Below are 25557 nucleotides of genomic sequence, written 5' to 3'. Positions count from 1 at the left end.
ACAGGACAAAGACATGGCTCGCGTTCGCTGTATCACCGAGATGGGCATGGGTGTCGACGTCCATGGCAGGGACGCCACCAAGGCGGCGAAGCGTGCCGTCTCTGATGCCATCAGGCATTCGAGCCTCGGCTTCTTCCGGATGATTGACAAGACTGCGAACGACATGTTCGTGGACGTCACGATCGCGGTGCCGAATCCCGAAGCCGTCGACAAGGATGCGGTCGCGAAGGAGCTGCCTTACGGCACGGTCACCGTCAACGCGGTGAAGGGCGGACTGGAGATTCCCTCGGCCCCGGAACAGGGCAACGACCCCATCCTCATCGCCAATGCCGCCGTCATCGTCAGCTTCGAAAAGGACTAGGCCGGTGTCCAACAGTGACGTGACGCTGCTGGATCGCCCGATCTGGAGCGCGCTGACGACCAGCCACAAACATCTGGCCGAAGGTGGCCCGCGAGCGTTGCGCTATCCGGTGGACGTGACGCCCTTTGCTGACATGGTCGACATGTCCGAGGCGAGCTTTGCCGCGCTCCGTGATCTCCTGTCGGGCTCGCAGGTCGCCGCACTGTTCACACCGGAGGCCGTCGATGTTCCCGCAGGTTTCAAGGTCGTGCTGGCCGGACCCTGCGAGCAGATGATCGGTGCTCCGGCCGACAGTCCGCTTCGCGATGCCGAGATCGTCCAGCTGGGTGCGGCCGACGTTCCCGCCATGATGGCATTGACGGAGTTGACGAAGCCCGGTCCATTTGCGCGGCGCACGCACGAGCTCGGAACGTTTCTCGGCATCCGCGCCGGCGGCGAATTGGTCGCGATGGCCGGCGAGCGTATGAGGCCCGGCAATTTCGTCGAGATGACGGCTGTCTGCGTCCGCCCCGACCATCGCGGGCGGGGCTACGCGCAGGCGCTGCTGGCGGCGGTCGCGCGCCAGATCGAGGCGCGCGGCGAAATTCCGTTCCTGCACGTGTTCTCGAGCAACTCCTCGGCCATCGCGCTGTACGAGCGGCAGGGGATGTGGATTCGGCGCAGCCTGCACGTGACTGCGTTCATGAAGCAGGAATGAGCTGCGCCGTCCGGACAGGCTTCTCATCTGGCGAATTCACGCTATATCGATCCCGGCCATCATTGGGGAAACACATGGACGCCAGAACACCTGATGTTTCCGCCACGCGGACAGCAATGCAGCGTTACGTCGATCAGGAGATCATTCCAGGTGCATCCTGGGCGGTGCTGCGGGGCCGCGAGGTGGTCGATCAGCAATGCGTCGGTTTCGCCGATCGCGAGGCGGGCACCGCGCTGCGGCCCGATCACATTTTTCGCGCGTTCTCCAATACCAAGATCTTCGTCACCTGCGCGATCATGCTGCTGGTCGAGGACGGCCGGATCGGGCTCGATGACGTTGTCGCGAAATTCCTGCCGCAACTCGGCAATCGCAAGGTTCTGAAGCCGGGTGCTTTGAGCCTTGCCGACGTCGAGCCGGCGAAGAGCCCGATCACGATCCGGCAGCTTCTGACCCACACCTCCGGCCTCAGCTACGGCATCTTCGATCCCGGTATGGTGCTGTTCAAAGGCTATAATGAGGCGCGCGTTCTCAATCCGTCGACGCCGCTGGCGGCCATGATCGATCAACTCGCCGATCTGCCGCTGTCCTTTCATCCCGGCGCGTCCTGGGAATATTCGGTGGCGACCGACGTGCTTGGGCGTGTCGTGGAGCTCGTCTCCGGCAAGCCGCTCGACGCCGTCGTCAAGGCGCGCATCTTCGATCCGCTCGGCATGACCGACACTGGCTTCCACGTGCCGGACGAGCAGCAGGGCAGGCTGGTCGCGCTCTACAACGGCACGGATGTGCTCGATCCCATGAAGCCCGGCCTCACCCGGGCCGACGACCTGCCTTATCCGCAGGCCTATCGGCGGCAATTCCCGCGGCTGTCGGGCGGCGGCGGACTGGTCTCGACCTTGCCCGACATGCTCGCTTTGATACGGGCGCTGCTCCCCGGCTCGGATGCGCTACTGAAGCCGGAGACGCTGCGGCAGATGATGACGAACCAGCTGCCCGCCGGCGAGAACATCCGCTTCGCCAATCTCGGCCCGATCCCCGGCAAGGGCTTTGGCCTCGGCGGCGCCGTCACCTTCGCGCCGATGCCGTTCGATCCTCCCAACTCGACCGGCGAATTCCAGTGGGGCGGCCTTGCCGGCACCCATTGGTGGATCTGCCCGCAGGCCAATACCGCCGGTGTGCTGATGGCGCAGCGCTACATGGGCTTCTGGAATCCGTTCTTCTTCGAATTCAAGCGTCTGGCCTATCAGGCTGTCGGAGGCTGATCGCGAAAAAAATTGCACGTTCCCGCGAATCCTTTCCGGTCGTCGCGCCCTCTCTTGACGGCCGAGGCATTTTGCTTCGGCTTATGTCGGAGGATGGGATGGCATTTTACAGGAAGAACATCGGGGGCCTGCATCAGGCCGTGCGGATCGCCTTGGGCGCCGCGGTGGCCGTCGCGGCATTCGTCTATTTCACCGGCGCCGCGGCATGGCTGGTGGCGCTCGGCGGTGGCGGCTTCGCGCTGACGGGCCTCGTCGGCTATTGTCCGATGTGCGCGATGGCCGGCATCGGAAGAGGAGGCGTCTCGTGAGCGCCGCTGTGATCTCGCCGGACCTGTTCGAGGCCGCGCGCCTCGGCGATGCCCAGGCGATCGCGTCTCTGCTCGAGACGGCGCAGCCGAACATCCGCCGCTATGCCCGCGCCACCTGTCGCAGCTCGGCGGATGCCGAGGATGCGACGCAGGAGGCGCTGTGGATCCTGTTTCGCCATGTCGGCACGATCCGCTCATGGCTCGCGTTTTCGGCCTGGCTGTTCAGTGTTGTCCGCCGCGAATGCCTGCGGCTCGCCCGTAAGGCAGGCCTCGCGCCGGCGATCGAAGACGCAGAGGCGGAGGCGCTGTTGCTGTCGCGTCCTGAAGCCGATTTGCGGCTCGACGTCGCAGCGGCCTTCGAGGCGCTGCCGTCGCACTACCGCGATGTCGCGCTGATGCGCGACGTCAAGGAAATGACCATCGACGAGATTGCCGTCGCACTCGGCGCGACCCGGCAGACTGTGAAGGCCCGCCTGCATCGCGCCCGCGCGCTGATGCGCGAATACCTGACGAGATGAGCCGTGACCGATTATCAAAGCCCTGACGATCTGAAATCCATCCCGGCCTTCGTGGCGCTGGCGCCGGTCGAGGCCAACGCGTTCCTTGCGTTCAACCACGCGGTCGAGCGCAAGGACGGATTGATCTCGCCAAAATATCGCGAGCTGATCTCGCTCGCGGTCGCGCTCACCACGCAGTGCGCCTATTGCCTCGATGTGCACACGGCGCAGGCGGCGAAGGCCGGTGTAACGCGCGAAGAAATCGCGGAAGCCGCGCTGATCGCGGCGGCGGTCCGCGCCGGCGGTACGCTCGGCCATGCGTTGCTGGCACAGCGCCTGTTCGAGCGGCATCGGGGCGAGGAACTGGGATAGAGGAGCGGGCGGATGCCCGTCAGGGATCAGGAGCTTGCCAAACTATCTCGGCCTTGACGGATTTCACTTCGGCTGGGTCGCCGCATGGATCGACGAGTGCGGCGATCATGGCTTCGACTATTCGCCGGGTCTCGCGCGGCTGCTCGCGCTGCCGCATGCGCGCGCGATGATCGACATGCCGGTCGGCTTGAAGCCGAGCGGCTATCGCATCTGCGATTTGCGCGCGCGCGAGCTGGTCGGTCCCGCCGTGTTTCTCGGCGCGCGCCGTGATCTCTGGACATTCGCCGATATGCCGGCAGCCAATCGCCACTACTGGGAGCGCGAGGGCAAGGGCAGGGGCGTGTCGGCGCAGCTCTGGAACATCAGGGACAAGATCAGGGAGGTCGACGAGATCATGACGCCGACGCGGCAGGCGACCTTCGGCGAAGCGCATCCGGAATTGATTTTCTGGAATCTGGCTGGGCAGGTCCGGCTTGCAAAGAAGACATCGGCGGAGGGCCGCGAGCAGCGTATCGCGCTCCTGGAGCAGCGCGGCTTCGCGCGCTTGCCAAAATGGCTGACTCAGCGACATGGCACCGGCATCGGCCGTGACGATCTCATCGATGCCTGTGCCTGCGCCGTCGCAGCGCGCGACAGCACGCAATGTGTCGGCGGGGAGGAGGCCGATCCGCGGGGCTTGCGGATGGAGATCAATTATTGAGGCCGTCTGTGTGGCGGTTCGGGAAAAAGCTGCAATTATTTGAAGCTTGCAGGAACTGACGACGGCCGGCCCGCGTTCCCCTGCGAACCGACCAGGGAGAAGCTCGTCCGATGAGGGATGCCAGTCAATTCGCGACCGCGATGCTTGCGCTCGTCTTCACCGGAGCACTGCTCGTCACCGGCCAGCTCTTCATCGAGCAACGCGCACAGCGCGATGTGATGCACGCCACCAACCATTTGCTGCGGCCGTTGTGACCTGCGCGGGAAAATGATCTGACCACTCGACCTTGCGTCGTTCGTTCGCTCGCCTAGACTAGGCGGCATCTCGTGAACGAAGCCGGGGTCCTGATGTCCGATCTGTCCGCCTTTCCCATCACCAAGCGCTGGCCGGCCAAGCACCCGGAGCTGCTCCAGCTCTATTCGCTGCCGACGCCGAACGGCGTCAAGGTCTCGATCATGCTGGAGGAGATCGGGCTTCCCTACGAAGTCCATCTCGTCGATTTCGGCAAGGACGACCAGAAGACGCCGGAATTCCTCTCGCTCAATCCGAACGGCAAGATCCCGGCGATCCTCGATCCCGATGGTCCTGGCGGCAGGCCGCTGCCGCTGTTCGAATCCGGGGCGATCCTGCAATACCTCGCGGAGAAGACCGGCAAGCTGCTGCCGCAGGATGCCGCGCGCCGTTACCAGACCATCCAGTGGCTGCATTTCCAGATGGGCGGCATCGGGCCGATGTTCGGCCAGGTCGGCTTTTTCCACAAATTCGCCGGCAAGGATTTCGAGGACAAGCGGCCGCTCGAGCGCTACGTGGGCGAGGCCAAGCGGCTGCTCGGGGTGATGGAGATGCATCTTGCCGGCCGGCAATGGTTCATGGACGACGATTACACCATCGCCGACATCTCCATGCTCGGCTGGGTGCGCAACCTCATCGGTTTCTACGGCGCAGGCGATCTCGTCGAGTTCAGCCAGTTCCAATCCGTCGCGGCCTGGCTCGAACGCGGGCTGGCGCGTCCGGCGGTCGAGCGCGGGCTGAACATTCCGAAGCGGCCGTGAGGTTCGAAGCGGCTTGAGGCTAGAACAGCCGTCCGCCGTTCGGCACCGGCTTGCTCGGCTGCACCAGCACGACCTTGCCTTCGGCATCGGGGAAACCGAGGGTCAGCACCTCCGAGACAACAGGGCCGATCTGGCGCGGCGGGAAATTCACGACCGCAGCTACCTGTTGGCCGACCAGCGTTTCAAGCGGATGATTTTCGGTGATCTGGGCCGAGCTCTTGCGGACGCCGATCGCGGGACCGAAGTCGATCCACAGCCGCCAGGCCGGCTTGCGCGCTTCCGGGAACGGCTTTGCATCGATGATGGTGCCGACACGGATATCGACCGCGAGGAAGGCGTTGAAGTCGATGGTCGGCGACGCGGTCGCGGCTGGATCGTGGGTGACGTGCATGGAGTGTCCGTTCGGGGAGCTGGCGTCGTTCGTAACATTGTCGCGCGAACCGGAGTTGCGTACAACGCCGAAGCATCACGATACGACGCATGCGCGAGGACTGTCTTGCCCAATATCATCTACGGCATCAAGAACTGCGACACCATGAAGAAGGCGCGCGCCTGGCTCGACACCCATGGCGTCGCCTACGCGTTTCACGACTACAAGACGGCGGGCGTGGAGAAGGACAAGCTCAAGCAGTGGAGCGACAAGGTCGGTTGGGAGACGCTGCTCAACCGCGCCGGGACGACCTTCAAGAAGCTGCCCGATGCCGACAAGGAAGGCCTCTCCGAGAAAAAGGCGCTGGCGTTGATGCTAGCGCAACCATCGATGATCAAGCGGCCGGTGCTTGAAGTTGGCGGCAAGCTGCTGGTCGGCTTCAAGCCGGACATTTATGCCAAGGAAGTCACGACCAAGGAAGGCGGCGCCAAATCGCGCTGACCGCTAGTTCAGCTCGATGATCTCGGTGGGAACACCGGAGCCCTGCTGGTCCGCGAACTCGATCGGCTCGGCGGGCGCGATGCGGCCGGGGGTGCGATGGAACAGGTCGCGGTCGATCACCGCGCGCAATCTCGGGCGCGGCAGCGCGTCATTTCCGCGCATCAGATTCTTGATCTCGAAGCCGCCGTCCTCGCAGAAGGTCTTGAGCGATGCGATGATGTGACAGACCTTGCCGTCGGTCTGGAAAGGCAGCAGCAGGCGCTCATAGGCGACGATGCGGCCGTAGATGTCATCGATGTCGGCAACGCTGTAGACAGGCAGCCCGCGCGCCACGCATTCATGATAGACCGGCATCACCAAAGGCACGAGACGCGGCCCGATATACTCGTCGAGCAGAACGCCCTTGCCGGTGTGCCCATAGGCGCGAGAGATTCGCGTACCTTCGCTCTGGATGGTCAGACGCGGCGTCGGCGTCGACGCATCCACCGTATAATAGATCAGATCGGAGAGCTCTTCCTCGAGCCGCGCAGGCTGGTACTCCCAGATCGCCGGGGCCGTCTGCTGGCGCGCATAAAGCCGCAGCCACGTGTTCAGGAGATCACGCTGCCTGATCGACTTGACCACGGAAGGAGCCGCGCTTGCAAAATCCAAGACAATATTCCCGGCGAATAGAAATTCCGGACGCATGAAACCCGCGCATGATCCTCGCTGCGGGAAAATTTTCTATGAAGGCTGGCGTAGGGAACGAAAGACCGTTAACGACGGCTTGATGACCGGCGCTTTGCGAACCGGGAGGCCGGGCAGGCGCGACATCAAAACACGTCCGACTAAGGGAGCATAAGTCTCCCGGCCGGAGGCCTGACCTGCTCAGCTTTCCGCCTTGCCTAACCCCCGTCACCTCCGGCATATTCCGCGCCCGGAGGCGGCGTTCCGGATGGGCTCCAAGGAGTGGCTCCAAGGCCTCCGGAAAGCCGAAGCAACAAGGATAGCCACGCGCGTTGTGCGGGCAGGGGGAAAACTGTTTGGCCGATGAGTTCATTCTCGAAACGGAAGGCTTGACCAAGGAGTTCGCGGGCTTCTTCGCCGTCCGCGACGTTGCGCTCAAGGTTCGCCGTGGGAGCATTCACGCGTTGATCGGCCCGAACGGCGCCGGCAAGACGACGTGCTTCAATCTTTTGACCAAGTTCCTCAAACCGTCTGCCGGAAAAATCCTGTACAAGGGACAGGACATCACCGCGATGGCGCCCGCCGACGTGGCCCGCCTGGGGCTGGTTCGCTCGTTCCAGATCTCGGCGGTATTTCCCCATCTCACCGCGCTGGAAAACGTCCGCGTCGCGCTTCAGCGCCAGCACGGTAGCTCCTTCGATTTTTGGCGCTCCAAATCCGTGCTCAACCAATTCAACGATCGCGCGCGCGAGCTGTTGAACGATGTCGGCCTCAGCGAGTTTTCCAATACGCCCGCGGTCGAGATGCCCTACGGGCGCAAGCGCGCACTGGAGATCGCAACCACGCTCGCGCTCGACCCAGAGATGATGCTGCTGGACGAGCCGATGGCCGGCATGGGCCACGAGGACATCGACAAGATCGCGGCGCTGATCAAGCGCATCTCCGCGAAATATACCATCCTGATGGTCGAGCATAATCTGAGCGTCGTGGCCAATCTCTCTGACATCATCACCGTGTTGACGCGCGGGCAGGTGCTCGCGCAGGGCCATTACAGCGAGCTCACCAAGGACGAACGCGTCAAGGAAGCCTATCTGGGAGCCGGTCATGGCTGAGACTGCATCGGCGGAAGCTCCCGCAAAGGCCGCGAGCGGCGGCAACCTCCTCCAGGTCCGCAACCTCGAAGCCTGGTACGGCGAGTCCCACATCCTGCACGGGATCAACTTCGACGTGAACGCGGGCGAGGTCGTCACCCTGCTCGGGCGCAACGGCGCCGGCAAGACCACCACGCTGAAGTCGATCATGGGCATCATCGGCAAGCGCACCGGCTCGGTGAAGTTCAACAACCAGGACATCATCCGCACGACCTCGGACAAGATCGCGCGGATGGGAATCGCATTCTGCCCGGAAGAGCGGGGAATTTTCGCCAGCCTCGATGTCCGGGAGAACCTGCTGTTGCCACCGGTGGTGCGTCCCGGCGGATTGCCGCTCGAACAGATCTTCGATCTGTTTCCGAACCTGAAGGAACGGCTCAACAGCCAGGGAACCAAACTCTCCGGCGGCGAGCAGCAGATGCTCGCGATCGCGCGCATCCTGCGCACCGGCGCGAACTTCCTGATGCTGGACGAGCCGACCGAGGGTCTCGCGCCCGTCATCATCCAGCAGATCGGCCACACCATTGCGCGGCTCAAGAAGGAGGGTTTTACGATCCTCCTGGTCGAGCAGAACTTCCGGTTCGCATCCACCGTCGCCGACCGCTATTACGTGGTCGAGCACGGCAAGATCATCGACGGATTTGCCAATGCGGAGCTTGCCGCCAACATGGACAAGCTCCACACCTATCTCGGCGTCTAGAACAAAAAGATTCACAGGGAAGTAGCATGATCACAAAGTCGATTGCGTCGTTTCTGCTCGGCACGGCGCTGGCCGTGACTGCCACCGGTGCAGCCTTCGCGCAGGACAAGACCGTCAAGATCGGCGCGCTGTCCGATCAGTCCGGGCTCTATGCCGACCTCGGCGGACCCGGCTCGACGCTCGCCGCGCAGCTGGCCATTGAAGATTCCGGCCTGGTCGCGAAGGGCTGGAAGATAGATATCATCTCGGGTGATCACCAGAACAAGCCCGACATCGGCACCGCGATCGCGCGGCAGTGGTTCGACGTCGACAAGGTCGACCTCATCGTCGACGTGCCGAATTCCGGCGTGGCGCTTGCGGTCAACAACGTCATCAAGGAAAAGAACGGCGTCTATATCAACTCGGGCGCGGCGACCTCGGATTTGACCAACGCGCAGTGCTCGCCCAACACGGTGCACTGGACCTACGACACCTACATGCTGGCCCACACCACCGGCCAGGCGCTGGTGAAGGCCGGCGGCGACACCTGGTTCTTCCTGACCGCGGATTACGCCTTCGGCGCGGCGCTGGAGCGCGACACCACCGCTGTCGTTACCGCAAATGGCGGCAAGGTGGTCGGCGGCGTCAAGCACCCGCTGAACACGCCGGACTTCTCGTCCTTCCTGCTGCAGGCGCAGGCCTCCAAGGCCAAGATCATCGGCCTTGCCAATGCCGGCGGCGACACCACCAACACGATCAAGCAGGCGGCCGAATTCGGCATCGTCAAGGGCGGCCAGAAGCTCGCGGCGCTGCTGCTGTTCCTCACCGACGTCAAGGCGATCGGCCTCGAGACCGCACAGGGCCTCAACTTCACCGAGACCTTCTACTGGGACATGAACGACCAGACCCGGGCGTTCTCCAAACGCTTCGCCGAGAAGATGAAGAACAACGCGCCGCCCACCATGGTGCAGGCGGGCGTGTATGCGGGCGTGCGTCACTATTTCAAGGCACTGGAAGCGCTCGGCGGCAACCCGCATGACGGCGCCAAGGTCGTCGAAAAGATGAAGTCGATGCCGACGGAAGACGATCTGTTCGGCAAGGGCGAGATCCAGCCCAACGGCCGCACCATCCACAATGCCTATCTGTTCGAGGTGAAGAAGCCCTCGGAGTCCAAGGGACCGTGGGACTTCTACAAGCTGGTCGGCACGGTGCCGGGCGACCAGGCCTTCACGCCGCTGTCCGAGAGCAAGTGCGCTCTCTTGAAGAAGTAAGATAACCGCCCGCAGGCCATCAGGACTGCGGGCGACTTTCAGGTAACGCCGAAGGGACCGGGTGCGGGATCGATGCAGGCTCTTTACGCTCAGCTACTGGTGGGACTGATCAACGGCTCGTTCTACGCGCTGCTCAGTCTCGGGCTTGCCGTGATCTTCGGCATGCTCAACATCATCAATTTCGCCCACGGTGCGCTTTACATGATGGGCGCGTTCGTCGCCTATTTCCTGCTGAACCTCGGCGGCATCAACTATTGGTGGGCGTTGCTGCTTGCGCCGATCATTGTCGGCATCTTCGGCATGATCCTGGAACGGACCATGCTGCAATGGCTGACCGGGCTCGATCATCTCTACGGTCTGCTCCTGACCTTCGGCATTGCGCTGATCGTGCAGGGCGTGTTCCAGAACTACTTCGGCTCCTCCGGCCTGCCTTACGCCATTCCGGATCAGCTCAAGGGCGGCATGAATCTCGGCTTCATGTTCCTGCCGGTCTATCGCGGCTGGGTCGTCATCTTCTCGCTGGTGGTCTGCATCGCGACCTGGTTTCTGATCGAGAAGACCCGGCTCGGCGCCTATTTGCGCGCCGCCACCGAAAACCCGACGCTGGTGCGCGCCTTCGGCGTCAACGTGCCGCGCATGATCACGCTGACCTACGGCCTCGGTGTCGGCCTTGCCGCGCTCGCCGGCGTGCTGTCGGCGCCGATCAACCAGGTGCGGCCGCTGATGGGCGCCGACCTCATCATCGTGGTGTTCGCGGTGGTCGTGATCGGCGGCATGGGATCGATCATGGGCTCCATCATCACCGGCTTCGCGCTCGGTGTGATCGAGGGCCTGACCAAGTATTTCTACCCCGAGGCCTCCAACACCGTCGTGTTCGTGCTCATGGTGCTGGTGCTCTTGGTGAAGCCAACGGGATTGACGGGAAGGGCGGCCTGATATGACAGCCTTGACGGACGACACGCTGCCGGCAACCCCGCGCTCGATCCGCGACGAGATGATCGTGTTCGTGGTGATGGCGCTGCTGCTGGCTTCGGTGCCATTCACCGGAGTCTACCCGTTCTTCGTGATGCAGGCGCTGTGCTTCGCGCTGCTCGCCTGCGCCTTCAACCTGCTGATCGGCTATGGCGGCTTGCTGTCCTTCGGCCATGCGATGTTCTTAGGTACCGCCGGCTATTGCAGCGCGCATGCGCTGAAGGTCTGGGCGCTGCCGCCGGAACTCGGCATCCTCGTCGGCGTCGCCGGTGCCTTCGTGCTCTCGCTCATCACGGGCTATATCTCGATCCGCCGCCAGGGCATCTATTTCTCGATGATCACGCTGGCGCTGTCGCAGCTCTTGTACTTCATCTACCTCCAGGCGCCGTTCACCCATGGCGAAGACGGCATCCAGGGTATCCCGCAGGGACGTATGTTTGGCCTGTTCGATCTGACCAAGCCGACCGTGCTCTACTACGTGGTTCTGGTCGGCTTCCTCGCCGGCTTCCTGCTGATCTTCCGCATCATCAACTCGCCGTTCGGCGAAGTCCTGAAGGCGATCCGCGAGAACGAGCCGCGGGCGATCTCGCTGGGTTACCGGACCGATCAGTACAAGTTCCTGGCTTTCGTCCTGTCGGGCACGCTGGCCGGCTTTGCCGGTGCGCTGAAAGTCTTCGTGGCGCAAAATGCCTCGCTCACCGACGTGCACTGGTCGATGTCGGGCGAAGTCGTGCTGATGACGCTGGTCGGCGGACTCGGAACCGTGTTCGGTCCCGTGGTCGGTGCCTTCGTGATCATCGCCATGCAGCAATATCTGGCGGGGTTCGGCCAGTGGGTGACCGTGATCCAGGGCTCGATCTTCGTGATCTGCGTGCTCACCTTCCGCCGCGGCGTCATCGGTGAAATCGCGCATTACTTCCGGCGGTCGCTGTAAGTTATTGATATAATGTAAGATGTGTTGACACGCGACAGCGGTGGATGATCCGGCTCCACGGGCGTGAGGTGGCACGCGCGTGGATCGAAAATGGTCTATGACAGTTTCATGACGGCCCGCTTGGGCCAGGCCATAATCCAACCGGTAGTCTCTCCCCCATGATGCGATTGTTTCGCGCTTTCCTGCCCAAGGAAGAACGGTTCTTCGACCTGTTCGACCGCCACGCCCAGACCGTGATCCAGGGCTCGATCGCGCTCCAGAGCATGCTCAACGGGGGCGAGGAGACGCCGGTCTATTGCCAGCGCGTCAACCAGTTCGAGAACGATGCCGACAACATCACCCGTGAGGTGCTGACGGCGGTGCGCCGTACCTTCATCACCCCGTTCGACCGTGGCGACATCAAGAACCTGATCACCTCGATGGACGACGCCATCGACCAGATGCAGCAGACCGCCAAGGCCGTGATGCTGTTCGAGGTCCGCAGCTTCGAGCCGCCGATGCGGGAGATCGGCGGGCTCCTGATCGAATGCGCCAATCTGGTCGGCCGTGCGCTGCCGTTGATGCAGAAGATCGGTCAGAACGTGGCGATGCTGACCGCGATCACCGAAGAGCTGGGCAAGCTGGAAGGCCGCGTCGACGATCTCCATGATATCGGGCTGAAGGAACTCTTCCTCAAGCATCGCGACGGCAACGCGATGGATTTCATCGTCGGCGCAGAGATCTACGACCATCTCGAGAAAGTCGCCGACCGCTTCGACGACGTCGCCAACGAGATCAACAGCATCGTCATCGAGCAAGTTTAGGGCAGGGGCCACGCCGTGGATGTTGCGTTGGGTCTTCCCGTCCTGGTCGGATTGATCGCCGTCGCGCTGCTGTTCGACTTCCTGAACGGCCTGCACGACGCCGCCAATTCGATCGCGACCATCGTCTCCACCCGCGTGCTGCGGCCGCAATACGCGGTGTTCTGGGCCGCGTTCTTCAATTTCGTCGCCTTCTTGGTGTTCGGGCTGCACGTCGCCCAGACCATCGGCACCGGCATCATCGATCCCGCGATCGTAGATGCTCAGGTGATCTTCGCCGCGCTCGTCGGCGCCATCGTCTGGAACCTGGTGACATGGGCGCTCGGCATCCCATCGTCCTCGTCTCATGCATTGATCGGCGGCTTGTTTGGTGCCGGCGTGGCCAAAGCCGGCCTTTCGGCGGCGGTCTGGAGCGGATTGTCCAAGACGGTGATCGCCATCGTGCTGTCTCCGCTGGTCGGCTTCCTGCTCGCGATGGTGCTGGTTGCGATCGTGTCCTGGGCCTCGGTGCGCTCCACGCCCTTTGCCGTGGATCGCGCCTTCCGCATCCTGCAATTCGCCTCCGCTTCGCTCTATTCGCTCGGCCATGGCGGCAACGACGCGCAGAAGACCATGGGCATCATCGCCGTGCTGCTCTATTCGCAGGGCCAGCTCGGCGGCGAATTCTTCGTCCCCTTCTGGGTGGTGCTCTCCTGCCAGGCCGCGATGGCGATGGGGACGTTGATGGGCGGCTGGCGCATCGTTCGCACCATGGGCCTGCGCATCACCAAGCTGACCCCGATGCAGGGCTTTTGCGCCGAGACAGGCGGTGCCGCGACCCTGTTCATGGCGACCTTTCTCGGCGTTCCCGTCTCGACCACCCACACCATCACCGGCGCCATCGTCGGCGTCGGCGCCGCCCGCCGCCTCTCGGCGGTGCGCTGGAACGTCGCCAGCTCGATCGTCTATGCCTGGGTGATCACGATGCCGGCCTCGGCCATCGTCGCCGCGCTGAGCTGGTGGGCGGTCAAGCTCTTCGTCAGGTAACCAGCTTCAGTCCGACAATCCCGGCGACGATCAGCCCGATGCTAGCGAGGCGGAACGCGGTGGCCGGCTCGCCGAACAGGACGATGCCGAGCGTCGCGGTACCGACCGCGCCGATGCCGGTCCAGACTGCATAAGCGGTTCCAATCGGCAGCGATTTGAGGGCGAGCCCGAGCAGGATGATGCTGCCGGCCATGGCGCCGAGCGTGAGGACTGACGGAACGAGCTTGGAGAACCCCTCGGTATATTTGAGGCCGATCGCCCAGGAGATCTCCAGCAGACCGGCGACGAACAGGATGCTCCAGGCCATGACGACCCTCCATTCAAGGCAGGGTCGTCCCCGCGACTGGTGTGCTGTGGGAGGGGAAGGCCGTCCTCCCAACCCAAGCCCGATATGGGGCTGGCCGGAAGGCTCCGCAATCACCAGATGAGGCTTGATCAGGCTCATTTTCCCTGCCAAACGCTGCCGCAATGTCCGACATCGCCACCACAGCCGAATCGACGGCCCGTTCCTCGCTTGCCGCTGAAGTGTCGCGGCGGCGTACCTTTGCGATCATCTCGCATCCGGACGCCGGCAAGACCACGCTGACCGAAAAGCTGCTGCTGTTCGGTGGCGCCATCAATCTGGCCGGCCAAGTCAAGGCCAAGGGCGAGCGGCGCAATACGCGTTCGGACTGGATGAAGATCGAGCGCGAGCGCGGCATCTCTGTCGTGACCTCGGTCATGACCTTCGAGTTCGAGGGCCTCGTGTTCAACCTGCTGGACACGCCGGGCCACGAGGACTTTTCGGAAGACACCTATCGCACGCTCACGGCGGTCGATTCCGCCGTCATGGTGATCGACGCCGCCAAGGGCATCGAGGCGCGGACGCGAAAGCTGTTCGAGGTGTGTCGTCTTCGCGACATCCCGATCATCACCTTCATCAACAAGATGGACCGCGAGAGCCGCGACGTGTTCGAGCTCCTCGACGAGATCGAGAAGACGCTGGCGCTCGATACCACGCCAATGACCTGGCCTGTCGGCCGCGGCCGCGATTTCCTCGGGACCTACGACGTCGTCAATGGCGGCGTGCGCCTGCTCGAAGGCGGCGGCGCCAAGACCGGCGCGGCGCAGCAGATCGAGATCGCCGAGCTCGGAAAGCTCAACGCCAATCTCGACGTGTCGGCGGTCAAGGACGAGCTCGAGCTCGTCACCGCGGCTTCAAAACCGTTCGAGCTCGAAGCGTTTCGCGAGGGCCATCTGACGCCGGTTTATTTCGGCAGCGCGCTACGCAATTTCGGCGTCGGCGACCTGCTGCAGGGGCTCGGCAAGTTCGCGCCCGAGCCGCGCGCGCAGGAGAGCGACCAGCGCAAGGTCGAAGCCACCGACCCGCGCATGAGCGCCTTCGTGTTCAAGATCCAGGCCAACATGGATCCCAACCACCGCGACCGCATCGCCTTCGCGCGGCTGTGCTCCGGCAAGCTGAGCCGCGGCATGAAGGCGAAGCTGGTGCGCACCGGCAAGAGCATGCCGCTGTCCAGCCCGCAATTCTTCTTCGCGCAGGACCGTTCGGTCGCGGACGAAGCCTATGCCGGCGACGTCGTCGGCATTCCCAATCACGGCACGCTTCGCATCGGCGATACACTGACCGACGGTGAGGATTTCAACTTCGTTGGCGTGCCGAGCTTCGCGCCGGAAATCGTCCGCCGCGTGCGTCTCACCGATGCGATGAAGGCGAAGAAGCTGAAGGAAGCGCTTCAGCAGATGTCGGAAGAGGGCGTTGTGCAGGTGTTCCGCCCGCGCGACGGCGCGCCCGCGCTGGTTGGCGTCGTCGGCGCACTCCAGCTCGACGTGCTCAAGGCGCGGCTGGATGCGGAATATTCCCTGCCGGTCGAATTCGAGATCAGCGAGTTCCAGCTTGCGCGCTGGGTCTCTTCGGACGACCGCAAGAAGCTCGATACCTTCATCGCGGCCAACACCTCCAGCATCGCCGATGATGTCGACGGGGATCCCGTCTATCTGGCGCGGAACGAGTTCTATCTCGGCTACACCAGGGAACGGGCCGAGGGCATCGAGTTCACCAACGTCAAGGACGTCAAGAAGAAGGGGTAGGGTGGGGCTTCGCCCGTTCTGCAGCCACTCCCCCCGCTGTCATGCTCCGCGAAAGCGGGGCATCCAGCACGCCGCAGCCTCTCGGCTCAATCACAAACGCCTCTGGAATACTGGGTCGTCCGGTCAAGTCGGACGACGACACCGCGTGTACGCGCGAGCATGTGAACGCTTGCGGGCTTGACGGCTTCTCCGGCGATGCCACGTTCTGGTCATGTGGCGCGGCATCCTTGTTTTCCTCCTGCTGGCGATCTCGACGATCGCCGCCGACGCGCGGCCGCGGCAAATCAACCCGATTCCGTTTTCGCACGAGCCGTGCAGCGTGCTCGACGGCAGGCCCTGCACGCCGTCCTATTGCAGCCCGCTCGAGCCTGGTCCCTGTATTCCCGAGATCGACTATCCCTACGGCCAGAACCTCCAGCTCACGATCCAAAGCGTGCCACCGGAGGCGGATCGCGGCAAATATCAAAAGCCGGATCACGATCTCGATACGATCGGCGACCTCTTCGCCGAGCTGCGCAGCTGCTGGTCGCCGCCATCGGACAATGCGCGCGCGGGCATGCAGATGGCCGTGCGTTTCAGCTTCAACAAGTCGGGCGGCCTGATCGGCCCGCCGCGCCTGACCTTTGCGACCGCGGGCGTGCCCGCCGAGACGAGAACCACCTATCTCAATGCGATCAATTCATCGCTGAAAGCCTGCCTGCCGCTGAAATTCACCGGCAGTCTTGGCGGCGCCCTCGCCGGGCGGCCGATCGCGATCCGGTATGTCGACAATCGCCAGATCGGCAAGTAGCCCATCAGTTGCGACCCGCGGCCAATCGATGATACGCCATGGGCTGGGGCGCTGGTTGAGGGGAGAATCTCGTGGGTCTGCTGGTCATGATCCTGGGGCTTGCGCTGTTTTTTACGGCGCATGTGTTCACGACGAAACGCGAGGCGCGCGCGCAGGCCATCGCGAGGCTGGGCGAGGGGACCTACAAGATCCTCTATTCGCTTGCCTCGCTCGCGGGGCTCGCGTTGATCATCTGGGGCTTCGCGCATTATCGTGCGACGGGCTGGATCGACGTCTGGTATCCGCCGAAGGCGCTGAAGCACATCACGCTCGCGCTGATGCTGCCCGCGGTCATCCTGGTGGTTGCGTCCTATCTGCGCGGCCGCATCTATGCGACGCTGAAGCATCCGATGCTGGCCGGCATCAAGCTGTGGGCGGCGGCGCATCTTCTGGCCAATGGTGACCTCGGCTCCATCATCCTGTTCGGCTCCTTCCTCGGCTGGGCGGTATATGATCGCATCACGCTGAAGCGTCGCACCGATGGTGGCGGTCCGCCGATTCCGGTGGGCGGGGTCACCAACGATCTGATCGCGATCGTGGTTGGAATCGTCGCATATCTGGCGCTGGCGTTTGCGTTCCATCCGGTCGTGATCGGTGTTCCCGTGATCGGCGGCTAGCCGATCAGCACAAGACAGCACCGGCATGCCCATGCGCGGAAGGTAACAAGAGCAACAAGCCGAGGGCATCCCGATGGACTGGTCGCATTCTCAGATCCCGCCGATGCGGCTCGAGACGCGCTTTGGCGATCGCGTGGTGCCGGCCTTCGCCGACCGCCCCGTGAGCATATGGGCCATGATCGCAGATGCCTGCGCGCGCAATCCCGACGGCGAAGCGCTGATCTCGGGCGATGTCCGGCTGAGCTGGCGGCAGGCCGCGGAGCAGGCTGCGCGGATCGCGGCGGGATTTCGCAAGCTCGGATTGCAGCGGGGCGATCGTGTCGCGATCCTGCTCGGCAACCGCGTCGAATTTCCGCTGCTGCTGTTCGCTGCCGCGCATGAGGGGCTTGTCACGGTGCTGCTCAGCACGCGGCAGCAGAAGCCGGAAATCGCCTATGTGCTCGCCGACTGCGGTGCCAAAATCCTGATCCACGAGGCGGCACTTGCGGAGCGGCTGCCGGATGCACGGGATGTGCCCGAAATGGTCCATCGCATCGCCGTCGATTACGATCCGGCTCTGTCGCATTTCGCTGTGCTCGTCGACAACGCGCCGGCCGCGGCGCCGGTCGAGACGAGCGAGGAGGACACCGCGATGATCCTCTACACCTCGGGGACGACCGGCAAGCCGAAAGGCGCGATGCTGGCCCATTGCAACATCGTCCATTCCTCGATGATCTTCGTGTCCTGCCTGCAATTGACGCAAGCCGACCTTTCGATCGCGGCAGTGCCGCTCGGCCACGTCACGGGCGTCGTCGCCAACATCACGACGATGATCTGCTGCGGCGGCGCGCTGATCATCATGCCGGAGTTCAAGGCCGGCGAATATCTCAAGCTCGCCGCGCGCGAGCGCGTCACCTATACGGTGATGGTGCCGGCGATGTACAATCTCTGCCTGCTCCAGCCCGATTTCGAGAGCTACGATCTGTCGAGCTGGCGTATCGGAGGCTTTGGCGGTGCCCCAATGCCGGTCGCCACCATCGAGAAGCTCAAGGCGATCATTCCCGGCCTCCAGCTTGCGAACTGCTACGGCGCGACCGAGACCACGTCGCCGTCCACGATCATGCCGGGCGAGTTGACGGCGAGCCATATCGACAGCGTCGGCCTGCCGTGTCCGGGTGCGCGCATCCTGGCAATGGGGGCGGACGGGCGTGAGCTGCCGCCTGGCGAAATCGGTGAGCTCTGGATCCAGAGTGCCTCCGTGATCAAGGGCTATTGGAATAATCCAAAAGCAACGGCCGAAAGCTTCACCAGCGGGTTCTGGCATTCCGGCGATCTCGGCTCGGTCGACACGGAAGGATATGTCCGGGTGTTCGACCGGCAGAAGGACATGATCAATCGCGGTGGCCTGAAGATCTATTCGGCCGAGGTCGAATCCGTGCTGGCCGGCCATCCCGCCGTGGTCGAGAGCGCGATCGTCGCCAAGGCGTGCCCGGTGCTGGGCGAGCGCGTCCACGCCGTGGTGGTGACGCGCGCGCCGGTGGACAGCGAGGCCTTGCGCGCCTGGTGCGCGGAGCGGTTGTCCGACTACAAGGTCCCGGAAACGATGGTGATCACCGCGGAGCCGCTGCCGCGCAATGCCAATGGCAAGGTGCTGAAGCGGCGGCTGCGGGAGCTGTTGGGAGCCTGACCCGGCGAGGCGTCTCTCCGGGCTGTCCCGGTGGTTAACGCCTTGATCGGGCTCGCTTTGCCTTGCCACCGCCATATCGTTAGGGTACCCCGCCGCCACGTGGGGGACGGGATTCCTGACGCGAACGCTTTGGCGCGCGCACCCGGACGGGCATGGGATTAGCATAAGTGTCTGAATTATTTGACGAAGTCGACGAGGAAGTACGTCGCGAACAGCTCAAGAAGCTGTGGGACAAGTATTCGATTGTCTTCATCGCCCTGATGGTGCTGATCGTCGCCGCCCTGGGTGGCTGGCGCGCTTACCAGTATGTGGAGGCCAAGAAGGCTGCCGAGGCCGGCGCCGCCTTCGAAAAGGCCGCCGAGCTGTCCGAGCAGGACAAGCATGCGGAGGCCGAGGCGGCCTTCACCGAGCTCGCAGCCAAGGCTCCCTCGGGCTATCGCACCCTGGCGCGGCTGCGTGCCGCGGCCGAGGCGGCAGCCCGCGATCCCAAGGCAGGCGCCAAGCTGTATGACGACATCGCCGCCGACCGCAGCGTGGGCGGCGAGTGGCAGGATCTGGCAAAGATTCGCGCGGCCGGTCTCCTGCTCGACAGCGCCGGCTATGCCGACATGCAGCAGCGGCTGGAAGCCTCCACCGCGCCCAAATCGACCTTCCGTCATACCGCCCGCGAAATGCTGGCGCTGTCGGCCTGGCGCAACAACGACATGACTGCCGCCCGCAAATGGCTCGACGCAATTGCCGAGGATGGCGAAACGCCGCCCGGCTTGCGCTCACGCGCCGAGGCGCTGCAGGCCCTGCTGCCGCCCGTCGCGAAGAGCTGAGCCGAGAGCTGAGACGAGATACCGATATGCGCCGCACGCCACGCTTGATCGCAGCCGCCGTCCTGATCGCCTTCACGGGCGTGCTGGGCGGTTGCTCCAGCTTCGATCCGAGCGACATGCTCGACTTCCTCGATACCAAGAAGAAGCTGCCGGGCGACCGTAAGCCGGTGTTCCCGGAAGGCGTGCCGGGCCTCGAGCAGGGTGTGCCCAAGGATATGTACAAGGGCGCGCAGCAACAGCCCGATCCGAACGGACCCGCCGTCGTGGCCTTGCCTGTGGAGCCCCAGCCCGAGCCGAAGCCGGCGAAGGGCGCCAAGGCGAAAAAGACCAGGCAGCCGGCCAGCGCGGCCGTCGCGCCATCTGAGGCGCCCGCCGGCGAAGTCGATGGCGAGGCCCAGCCCGAGGCCGCACCGCCCGCGGCCACTCCGCCGCCCAGGCAGAAGATCGTGCGCAAGCGCACCACCGCGCCGCCGCCCGATCAGCCTGTCCAGCAGGCGCAGCCGACCCAGACCACCCAGCAGCAAACGCAGGGCGCCTTCCCGGCGCCGATGCCGAGCGGCAGCTTCTCGCGCTGATTTTTCATTTCATTGACAGGCGCGGCTCCGGCAGCGCACGAATGACCCATGTCCTTTAAGATTGCCATTATCGGCCGGCCCAATGTCGGCAAGTCGACGCTGTTCAACCGCCTCGTCGGGCAGAAGCTCGCGCTTGTCGATGATCTGCCCGGCGTCACCCGCGACCGCCGCGAGGGCGAGGCCAGGCTCGGCGATCTCGACTTCACGATCATCGACACCGCCGGCCTCGATGAAGGTGCCAAGGGTTCGCTGACCGCCCGCATGCAGGAGCAGACGGAGGCCGCGATCGCACAGGCCGACGCGCTGTTCTTCGTGATCGATGCCCGTATGGGCCTCACGCCCAACGATCGCGCCTTCGCCGATTTCGCCCGCAAGGCCAACAAGCCGGTGCTGCTCGTCGCCAACAAGAGCGAAGGCAAGCATGGCGATGCCGGCGCGATGGAGGCTTTCGCGCTCGGCCTCGGCGATCCCATCCAGATCTCGGCCGAGCACGGCGAGGGCATGGGTGAGCTCTACGACGCTCTTAGGGTGCTGATGCCGGAGCCGGTGGAGGAGGATGAGTTCGAAGATGACGAGCCGCTGACCGAGGAAGAGGCCGCCACGCGTCCGATCCGGGTCGCGATCGTCGGCCGGCCCAACGCCGGCAAGTCGACGATGATCAATCATCTGCTGGGCGAGGAGCGTCTGCTGACGAGCCCGGAGGCCGGCACCACGCGGGATTCCATCGCAGTCGAAATCAACTGGAAGGGCCGCGAGTTTCGCGTGTTCGACACCGCAGGTCTGCGCCGGCGCTCGCGGATCGAGGAGAAGCTCGAGAAGCTCTCGGTCGCCGACGCACTGCGCGCGGTGCGCTTTGCCGAAGTCGTCGTGGTGATGATGGATGCGCAGAACCGCTTCGAAGAGCAGGATCTTCGCATCGCCGACCTGATCGAGCGCGAGGGTCGCGCCGTCGTGCTCGCCGTCAACAAATGGGACCTGATGGAGAGCAAGGGCGGCGGTGCGATCTCGAACCTGCGCCGCGATGCCGATCACTTGCTGCCGCAGATCAAGGGCGTGCCGATCGTCGCCGTCTCCGGCTTGATGGGCGAGGGCATCGATCGATTGATGCAGGCGATCCAGGATGCCTATGCGCTTTGGAACAGGCGTGTGTCGACGGCGGCGCTGAACCGCTGGTTCGAGGAGGCGGTCCAGGCCAATCCGCCGCCGGCCGTGTCCGGCCGACGCCTCAAGCTGAATTACATCACGCAGACCAAGGCGCGCCCGCCGAGCTTCGTGCTGTTCTGCTCGCGCGCAGACGCGGTGCCGCAGTCCTATCTGCGATATCTCACCAATTCGCTGCGTGAGGCCTTCGAGCTACCGGGTACGCCGGTGCGCATCACCCTGCGCGAGAAGGCCAATCCGTTCGCCCATAAGCGCAAGCGGCCGTCGTGAGCAACGATGCCGGCGAGGCGATGGCGCAGGGCGCAGCGCCGGTCCGGCGCGGTGCGGTCGCCTTCATCTTCGTCACCATCCTGCTCGACATGCTCGCGCTCGGCGTGATCATGCCGATCCTGCCAAAACTGATCGAGAGCTTCGTCGACAACGACACGGCGCATGCGGCCCGCATCTTCGGCCTGTTCGGCACCGCCTGGGCGCTGATGCAGTTCGTGTTCTCGCCGGTGCTCGGCGCGCTGTCGGATCGCTTCGGGCGGCGGCCGGTGGTGCTGCTGTCGAATTTCGGGCTCGCGGCCGACTACGTGCTGATGGCGCTGGCGCCGTCGCTGCTCTGGCTGTTCATCGGCCGCGTCATCTCGGGCATTACCTCGGCGAGCATCTCGACCGCCTTTGCCTATATCGCCGACATCACTCCGCCGGAGCGGCGCGCGGCGGTGTTCGGCCGGATTGGGGCTGCGTTCGGCGCCGGCTTCGTGCTGGGCCCGGCGCTGGGCGGCCTGCTCGGTGATATCGATCCGCGCCTGCCATTCTGGGCCTCGGCGGCCCTGAGCTTTGCCAACGCGCTCTATGGGCTCTTCGTCCTGCCGGAATCGCTGGCGCCGGACAAGCGTGCGCCGTTCCGCTGGAGGAGCGCCAATCCGCTCGGTGCGCTCCGCCTGCTGCGTTCCAACGCGGTGCTCGCTGCGTTGTCCGTCGTCAACTTCATCGCGCAGGTCGCGCATGTCGTGCTTCCCTCGACCTTCGTGCTCTACGCCACCTATCGCTACGGCTGGGATTCGAAAACCGTGGGGTTGACGCTGGCGATGGTCGGCATCTGCGCCATGGTGGTGCAGGGGCTCGCGATCGGCCCGATCGTGCGCGTGCTCGGCGAGCGCAACGCCTTGTTGATGGGCCTATGCTGTGGCGCGATCGGCTTCGTGATCTTCGGCGCGGCGCCGACCGGGCCGCTGTTCTGGATCGGCATTCCCGTGATGTCGCTGTGGGGCATCTCCGGCGCCGCCATGCAATCACTGATGACGCGCCTGGTCGCGCCCGATCAGCAGGGCCAGTTGCAGGGCGCGACCGCGAGCGTGCAGAGCGTGTCGCAGCTCGTCGGCCCGTTCCTGTTCACGCTGACGTTTTCATACTTCATCGGCGCCAGCGCGCCATGGCAGCTGCCCGGGGCGCCGTTCCTGCTCGCGGCGGTCCTGATGGTGGCGTGCGTGGCGATCGCGGTGCGGGCGCTGGGAGCGGCGAGATCAGAACCGTAGGGCGGATTAGCGAAGCGTAATCCGCCACCTTGTCCGACGCGCGAGAAGAGGTGGGTTACGCCCTGCGGACTGCGCTTTGCGCAGCCGCAGAGCTAACCCACCCTACGACTTCTTACTTCTTCACCAGCGGGCACTCGCTGTCCTTGAGCGGCTTGGCCGCGTCTTCCGCCGCGATCGTGGCGATCTGCTTGTAGTAGTCCCACGGTCCCTTCGATTCTTCGGGCTTCTTCACCTCGAACAGATAGGCCGGGATGAGGCGGCGCCCGTCCGCGCGCAGCGGGCCGTTGCCGAACAGCGGGTCGTCGGTCGGCAGCTCCTTCATCTTGGCGACGACCTTGGCACCGTCATGCGGGTTGCCGCCGAGCGCGTCCATCGCCTTCAGATAATGCAGCACCATCGCGTAATTGCCGGCCTGGGTCATGGAGGGCATCGCATTCTTGCTGGCCAGCGCCGAGAAGCGCTTCGACCAGGCGCGGGTCTGGTCGTTCATGTCCCAGTAGAAGGATTCCGTGAAGGTCAGGCCCTGGGCGGTCTTCAGACCCAGCGAATGCACGTCGTTGATGAACAGCAGCAGCGCCGCGAGCTTCTGCCCGCCCTGCACAATGCCGAACTCGGCGGCCTGCTTGATCGCATTGGTGGTGTCGCCGCCGGCGTTGGCGAGACCGACGATCTTTGATTTCGACGACTGGGCCTGCAGCAGGAAGGAGGAGAAGTCTGCGGTGTTGAGCGGATGCTTGACACCACCGAGCACCTTGCCGCCATTGGCGGTCACGACGGCGCTGGTATCGCGCTCCAACGCATGTCCGAACGCGTAGTCGGCGGTGAGGAAGAACCAGCTGTCGCCGCCGGCCTTGGTCAACGCCTTGCCGGTGCCGTTGGCGAGCATGTAGGTGTCGTAAGTATAGGAGACCGTGTTCGGTGTGCAGGCCTTACCCGTGAGGTCCGCGGTGGCGGCGCCCGAATTGAGCAGCACCGCATTCTTCTCCTTGACGAGGTTGCTCACCGCGAGCGCCACGCCGGAGCTCGGCGTGTCCGCGATCGCATCGACCTTGTCGTTGTCGATCCATTGCCGGGCGATGTTAACGCCGATGTCGGGCTTGTTCTGGTGGTCGCCGCTCAGCACGTCGATCTTCCAGCCCTTCTTGAGCAGGCCGGAATCCTCGACCGCCATCTTGATCGCGACCACGGAGTTCGGGCCGCCGATGTCGGCATAGAGGCTGGACATGTCGTTGAGCACGCCGATCTTGACGGTCTTGTCCTGGGCGTAGGCGGATGTGGCAAAACCGAAGGCGGCACAGGCCAGAAGGGCCGCGGAGCGGCGCGCGAACGTCGTCGTCATAAAAGGTTTCCTCCATTGTCAAACATGCGGACAGCTCTCTTGGATGGGAGCCTTGTTCCGGCTGATGGCTCTACCGTGTCCCACGGCCGGCGGCAATGCGCCTAAAGCCGGATGACGCTGAGTCGGAGCGTCATCCCTCCGTTAACTTTTGGGCAAAATGCGTCGAGACGCTATTTCAGCGCGTCCGACGTCAGCTTGAATTTCTGGATGCGCTTTCCGGTGTCGACCTCGGCGGTATAGACGTTACCCTTGGCGTCGATCGCCATGGCATGCACCCAGTGGAATTGTCCGGCGTTGCGGCCGCTGTGCCCGAAGCTTCCGGCCACGCTGCCGTCCTCGCGCTTGATGACCCTGATCTCGTTGTTTTCGCCGTCCGCGCTGAGCAGCCAGGTCTGCTTCGGATCGGGCCAGATCGCGATGTCCCACACCGCGCCGTTGCCAAGCGTGTTCTTCTCGAAAAAGAACTCCTTCACGAAGGTGCCGTCCTTCCTGAACACCTGGATGCGGTTGTTGATGCGGTCGCAGACGTAGACGAGACCGTCATTGGCGAGCTTTACGCAATGGACGGGATTGCCGAACTGCTGCGACACCGGCGCTTTGGGATCGTACGCCGCCTGCTTGGTGTCGTCGGGCTTGTTGCCGTAGGCGCCCCAATGCCGCTTGTAGGCGAGAGTGGTCGCGTCGAAGACGATGACGCGGCGGTTGCCGTAGCCGTCGGCGACGTAGATTTCGTTGGCAGCCTTGTCGATCGCGGTCTCGGCGGGCTTGCCGAGCTGCGTCGTGTCGCTGCTGCCGAGGCTCGGCGCGATCTTGCCGATCTGGGCGACGAACTTGCCGTCGAGCGTGAATTTCAGGATAGCGTTGTCGTTGTCGGCATTGCCGCCGACCCAGACGAAGCCGCGCTCGTCGACCTCGATGCCGTGCTCGCGGCCGACCCATTCATAGCCTTCGCCCGCGCCGCCCCACGATCGCAGCAGATTGCCGTCGCTGTCGAATTCGAGCACCGGCGGCGCCGAGACGCAGCATTTCGAGCGCGGCGGGGTGAGGCTCGCGCCTTTCTCGTCGTCGGTGAGCGAGCGCGGCCGATGGATCACCCAGATGTGGCCCTGCCAGTCGACGGTGATGCCGCCGACCTGACCGAGGATCCAGTTGTTCGGCAACGGCTTCGGCCAGGAAGCATCGACCGCGAAGGTCGGGACATCGCTGGCGATAGCCGCGCCCGGAAGCGCAAACGCGATAGCCGCGATCAGGACGGAGAGGACGCGAGAGACATTTGCGAGCGCATTCGTTGAGCCTGCGCGATTCCGCCATGACGCCATGGC

Annotated in this window: 30 protein-coding genes; 25 read left to right on the top strand and 5 right to left on the bottom strand. The window is 64.1% G+C overall.

The genetic code is table 11. The annotated features are described in order from the left end of the window. The first annotated feature begins 13 nt into the window (after positions 1-13). The 9 genes from GWG67_RS00735 (at position 14) to GWG67_RS00695 (ending at position 5246) form a co-directional block, all read left to right on the top strand. The gene (locus tag GWG67_RS00735) at positions 14-361 is read left to right on the top strand and encodes a Lin0512 family protein (protein ID WP_275167260.1); all 348 of its coding nucleotides are present in this window, start codon (positions 14-16) and stop codon (positions 359-361) included. A gap of 4 nt (positions 362-365) precedes the next feature. Continuing rightward, positions 366-1058 carry a GNAT family N-acetyltransferase gene (locus tag GWG67_RS00730; protein WP_275167258.1) on the top strand — a complete coding sequence of 231 codons (693 nt, stop codon included), beginning with the start codon at positions 366-368 and terminating at the stop codon, positions 1056-1058. A 74-nt stretch (positions 1059-1132) separates the two neighbouring features. Next, a complete protein-coding gene (locus GWG67_RS00725) occupies positions 1133-2317 on the top strand; it encodes a serine hydrolase domain-containing protein (RefSeq protein ID WP_342761010.1) in 1185 nt (394 codons plus the stop codon). Between the two features lie 98 nt (positions 2318-2415). Beyond that, on the top strand, positions 2416-2625 hold the full coding sequence (locus GWG67_RS00720) for a DUF2892 domain-containing protein (protein ID WP_275167256.1): 210 nt from the start codon (positions 2416-2418) through the stop codon (positions 2623-2625). Further along, a complete protein-coding gene (locus GWG67_RS00715) occupies positions 2622-3143 on the top strand; it encodes an RNA polymerase sigma factor (protein WP_275167255.1) in 522 nt (173 codons plus the stop codon). Before GWG67_RS00720 ends, GWG67_RS00715 begins: the two co-directional genes overlap by 4 nt. 3 nt (positions 3144-3146) lie before the next feature. Further along, entirely contained in the window at positions 3147-3494 is a 348-nt protein-coding gene (locus GWG67_RS00710) for a carboxymuconolactone decarboxylase family protein (protein WP_275167254.1), read from the top strand. A 34-nt stretch (positions 3495-3528) separates the two neighbouring features. Then, entirely contained in the window at positions 3529-4194 is a 666-nt protein-coding gene (locus tag GWG67_RS00705) for a DUF429 domain-containing protein (protein WP_275167253.1), read from the top strand. Positions 4195-4304: 110 nt separating this feature from the next. Next, on the top strand, positions 4305-4448 hold the full coding sequence (locus tag GWG67_RS00700; RefSeq protein ID WP_007609210.1) for a hypothetical protein: 144 nt from the start codon (positions 4305-4307) through the stop codon (positions 4446-4448). A gap of 93 nt (positions 4449-4541) precedes the next feature. Continuing rightward, the gene (locus GWG67_RS00695; protein WP_275167795.1) at positions 4542-5246 is read left to right on the top strand and encodes a glutathione S-transferase family protein; all 705 of its coding nucleotides are present in this window, start codon (positions 4542-4544) and stop codon (positions 5244-5246) included. A 19-nt stretch (positions 5247-5265) separates the two neighbouring features. Here the strand turns inward: GWG67_RS00695 and GWG67_RS00690 are convergent, their stop codons facing one another. Continuing rightward, entirely contained in the window at positions 5266-5637 is a 372-nt protein-coding gene (locus GWG67_RS00690; RefSeq protein ID WP_275167252.1) for a tRNA-binding protein, read from the bottom strand. A 105-nt stretch (positions 5638-5742) separates the two neighbouring features. On the opposite strand from GWG67_RS00690, the gene GWG67_RS00685 reads away from it, so the two are divergent. Then, positions 5743-6117 carry an ArsC family reductase gene (locus tag GWG67_RS00685; protein ID WP_275167251.1) on the top strand — a complete coding sequence of 125 codons (375 nt, stop codon included), beginning with the start codon at positions 5743-5745 and terminating at the stop codon, positions 6115-6117. A 3-nt stretch (positions 6118-6120) separates the two neighbouring features. On the opposite strand, the gene GWG67_RS00680 is transcribed toward GWG67_RS00685, so the two are convergent. After that, entirely contained in the window at positions 6121-6804 is a 684-nt protein-coding gene (locus tag GWG67_RS00680) for a PAS domain-containing protein (RefSeq protein ID WP_275167249.1), read from the bottom strand. 335 nt (positions 6805-7139) lie between these two features. Here GWG67_RS00680 and GWG67_RS00675 point away from each other — a divergent pair, with 335 nt between their 5' ends. The 7 genes from GWG67_RS00675 to GWG67_RS00645 all read left to right on the top strand — a co-directional run bounded on the left by GWG67_RS00675 (position 7140) and on the right by GWG67_RS00645 (position 13616). After that, positions 7140-7895 (top strand): ABC transporter ATP-binding protein, encoded by a 756-nt coding sequence (locus tag GWG67_RS00675; protein WP_018459153.1) that lies wholly within the window; start codon positions 7140-7142, stop codon positions 7893-7895. Further along, on the top strand, positions 7888-8634 hold the full coding sequence (locus tag GWG67_RS00670) for an ABC transporter ATP-binding protein (protein WP_275167248.1): 747 nt from the start codon (positions 7888-7890) through the stop codon (positions 8632-8634). Before GWG67_RS00675 ends, GWG67_RS00670 begins: the two co-directional genes overlap by 8 nt. Before the next feature lie 26 nt (positions 8635-8660). Continuing rightward, on the top strand, positions 8661-9884 hold the full coding sequence (locus GWG67_RS00665; RefSeq protein ID WP_275167247.1) for an ABC transporter substrate-binding protein: 1224 nt from the start codon (positions 8661-8663) through the stop codon (positions 9882-9884). Positions 9885-9956: 72 nt separating this feature from the next. After that, the gene (locus GWG67_RS00660; RefSeq protein ID WP_275167246.1) at positions 9957-10820 is read left to right on the top strand and encodes a branched-chain amino acid ABC transporter permease; all 864 of its coding nucleotides are present in this window, start codon (positions 9957-9959) and stop codon (positions 10818-10820) included. A gap of 1 nt (position 10821) precedes the next feature. Continuing rightward, positions 10822-11790, top strand: coding sequence for a branched-chain amino acid ABC transporter permease (locus tag GWG67_RS00655; RefSeq protein WP_275167245.1), 969 nt, complete (start codon positions 10822-10824; stop codon positions 11788-11790). Between the two features lie 158 nt (positions 11791-11948). Next, positions 11949-12593, top strand: a complete 645-nt coding sequence (locus tag GWG67_RS00650) for a DUF47 domain-containing protein (RefSeq protein WP_007609240.1) — start codon at positions 11949-11951, stop codon at positions 12591-12593. A gap of 15 nt (positions 12594-12608) precedes the next feature. Beyond that, entirely contained in the window at positions 12609-13616 is a 1008-nt protein-coding gene (locus GWG67_RS00645) for an inorganic phosphate transporter (protein ID WP_275167244.1), read from the top strand. On the opposite strand, the gene sugE is transcribed toward GWG67_RS00645, so the two are convergent. Next, positions 13609-13923 carry a quaternary ammonium compound efflux SMR transporter SugE gene (gene sugE / locus GWG67_RS00640; protein WP_275167243.1) on the bottom strand — a complete coding sequence of 105 codons (315 nt, stop codon included), beginning with the start codon at positions 13921-13923 and terminating at the stop codon, positions 13609-13611. The two genes, GWG67_RS00645 and sugE, sit on opposite strands and share 8 nt — an antisense overlap. Before the next feature lie 161 nt (positions 13924-14084). Between sugE and GWG67_RS00635 the strand changes: the two genes are divergently transcribed. From GWG67_RS00635 to GWG67_RS00600, 8 genes are all read left to right on the top strand, one after another. Beyond that, positions 14085-15704, top strand: a complete 1620-nt coding sequence (locus GWG67_RS00635; RefSeq protein WP_275167242.1) for a peptide chain release factor 3 — start codon at positions 14085-14087, stop codon at positions 15702-15704. Positions 15705-15915: 211 nt separating this feature from the next. After that, entirely contained in the window at positions 15916-16494 is a 579-nt protein-coding gene (locus tag GWG67_RS00630; protein ID WP_275167240.1) for a hypothetical protein, read from the top strand. Positions 16495-16565: 71 nt separating this feature from the next. Beyond that, complete coding sequence (locus GWG67_RS00625) at positions 16566-17150, top strand: NnrU family protein (protein ID WP_275167239.1); 585 nt, start codon at positions 16566-16568, stop codon at positions 17148-17150. A gap of 73 nt (positions 17151-17223) precedes the next feature. Continuing rightward, positions 17224-18816 carry a class I adenylate-forming enzyme family protein gene (locus tag GWG67_RS00620; protein ID WP_275167238.1) on the top strand — a complete coding sequence of 531 codons (1593 nt, stop codon included), beginning with the start codon at positions 17224-17226 and terminating at the stop codon, positions 18814-18816. Positions 18817-18983: 167 nt separating this feature from the next. Next, positions 18984-19637, top strand: a complete 654-nt coding sequence (locus GWG67_RS00615) for a tetratricopeptide repeat protein (protein ID WP_275167237.1) — start codon at positions 18984-18986, stop codon at positions 19635-19637. Positions 19638-19663: 26 nt separating this feature from the next. Continuing rightward, the gene (locus GWG67_RS00610; protein ID WP_275167236.1) at positions 19664-20212 is read left to right on the top strand and encodes a hypothetical protein; all 549 of its coding nucleotides are present in this window, start codon (positions 19664-19666) and stop codon (positions 20210-20212) included. A gap of 48 nt (positions 20213-20260) precedes the next feature. Beyond that, the gene (gene der, locus GWG67_RS00605; protein ID WP_275167235.1) at positions 20261-21643 is read left to right on the top strand and encodes a ribosome biogenesis GTPase Der; all 1383 of its coding nucleotides are present in this window, start codon (positions 20261-20263) and stop codon (positions 21641-21643) included. Continuing rightward, positions 21640-22896, top strand: coding sequence for a TCR/Tet family MFS transporter (locus tag GWG67_RS00600; RefSeq protein WP_275167233.1), 1257 nt, complete (start codon positions 21640-21642; stop codon positions 22894-22896). Before der ends, GWG67_RS00600 begins: the two co-directional genes overlap by 4 nt. 112 nt (positions 22897-23008) lie before the next feature. Here the strand turns inward: GWG67_RS00600 and GWG67_RS00595 are convergent, their stop codons facing one another. Together GWG67_RS00595 and GWG67_RS00590 are read right to left on the bottom strand one after the other, a co-directional pair. Further along, complete coding sequence (locus tag GWG67_RS00595; protein WP_275167232.1) at positions 23009-24235, bottom strand: ABC transporter substrate-binding protein; 1227 nt, start codon at positions 24233-24235, stop codon at positions 23009-23011. Positions 24236-24405: 170 nt separating this feature from the next. Beyond that, a complete protein-coding gene (locus GWG67_RS00590) occupies positions 24406-25554 on the bottom strand; it encodes a hypothetical protein (RefSeq protein WP_275167231.1) in 1149 nt (382 codons plus the stop codon). Between the last annotated feature and the right edge of the window lie 3 nt (positions 25555-25557).

This window comes from Bradyrhizobium sp. CSS354, assembly GCF_029051725.1.
Classification (GTDB): domain Bacteria; phylum Pseudomonadota; class Alphaproteobacteria; order Rhizobiales; family Xanthobacteraceae; genus Bradyrhizobium.
This window is presented reverse-complemented; position numbering and strand designations above follow the sequence as displayed.

Excerpts from the sequence above, each read along its gene's own strand:
- GWG67_RS00630 (WP_275167240.1), top strand. The coding sequence starts at position 15,916 with ATGTGGCGCGGCATCCTTGTTTTCCTCCTGCTGGCGATCTCGACGATC.
- GWG67_RS00665 (WP_275167247.1), top strand. The coding sequence starts at position 8,661 with ATGATCACAAAGTCGATTGCGTCGTTTCTGCTCGGCACGGCGCTGGCC.
- GWG67_RS00720 (WP_275167256.1), top strand. The coding sequence starts at position 2,416 with ATGGCATTTTACAGGAAGAACATCGGGGGCCTGCATCAGGCCGTGCGG.
- GWG67_RS00590 (WP_275167231.1), bottom strand. The coding sequence starts at position 25,554 with ATGGCGTCATGGCGGAATCGCGCAGGCTCAACGAATGCGCTCGCAAAT.
- GWG67_RS00670 (WP_275167248.1), top strand. The coding sequence starts at position 7,888 with ATGGCTGAGACTGCATCGGCGGAAGCTCCCGCAAAGGCCGCGAGCGGC.
- GWG67_RS00700 (WP_007609210.1), top strand. The coding sequence starts at position 4,305 with ATGAGGGATGCCAGTCAATTCGCGACCGCGATGCTTGCGCTCGTCTTC.
- GWG67_RS00695 (WP_275167795.1), top strand. The coding sequence starts at position 4,542 with ATGTCCGATCTGTCCGCCTTTCCCATCACCAAGCGCTGGCCGGCCAAG.
- GWG67_RS00610 (WP_275167236.1), top strand. The coding sequence starts at position 19,664 with ATGCGCCGCACGCCACGCTTGATCGCAGCCGCCGTCCTGATCGCCTTC.
- GWG67_RS00655 (WP_275167245.1), top strand. The coding sequence starts at position 10,822 with ATGACAGCCTTGACGGACGACACGCTGCCGGCAACCCCGCGCTCGATC.
- GWG67_RS00620 (WP_275167238.1), top strand. The coding sequence starts at position 17,224 with ATGGACTGGTCGCATTCTCAGATCCCGCCGATGCGGCTCGAGACGCGC.
- GWG67_RS00690 (WP_275167252.1), bottom strand. The coding sequence starts at position 5,637 with ATGCACGTCACCCACGATCCAGCCGCGACCGCGTCGCCGACCATCGAC.
- GWG67_RS00725 (WP_342761010.1), top strand. The coding sequence starts at position 1,133 with ATGGACGCCAGAACACCTGATGTTTCCGCCACGCGGACAGCAATGCAG.
- GWG67_RS00635 (WP_275167242.1), top strand. The coding sequence starts at position 14,085 with ATGTCCGACATCGCCACCACAGCCGAATCGACGGCCCGTTCCTCGCTT.
- sugE (WP_275167243.1), bottom strand. The coding sequence starts at position 13,923 with ATGGCCTGGAGCATCCTGTTCGTCGCCGGTCTGCTGGAGATCTCCTGG.
- GWG67_RS00660 (WP_275167246.1), top strand. The coding sequence starts at position 9,957 with ATGCAGGCTCTTTACGCTCAGCTACTGGTGGGACTGATCAACGGCTCG.
- der (WP_275167235.1), top strand. The coding sequence starts at position 20,261 with ATGTCCTTTAAGATTGCCATTATCGGCCGGCCCAATGTCGGCAAGTCG.
- GWG67_RS00735 (WP_275167260.1), top strand. The coding sequence starts at position 14 with ATGGCTCGCGTTCGCTGTATCACCGAGATGGGCATGGGTGTCGACGTC.
- GWG67_RS00650 (WP_007609240.1), top strand. The coding sequence starts at position 11,949 with ATGATGCGATTGTTTCGCGCTTTCCTGCCCAAGGAAGAACGGTTCTTC.
- GWG67_RS00680 (WP_275167249.1), bottom strand. The coding sequence starts at position 6,804 with ATGCGTCCGGAATTTCTATTCGCCGGGAATATTGTCTTGGATTTTGCA.
- GWG67_RS00595 (WP_275167232.1), bottom strand. The coding sequence starts at position 24,235 with ATGACGACGACGTTCGCGCGCCGCTCCGCGGCCCTTCTGGCCTGTGCC.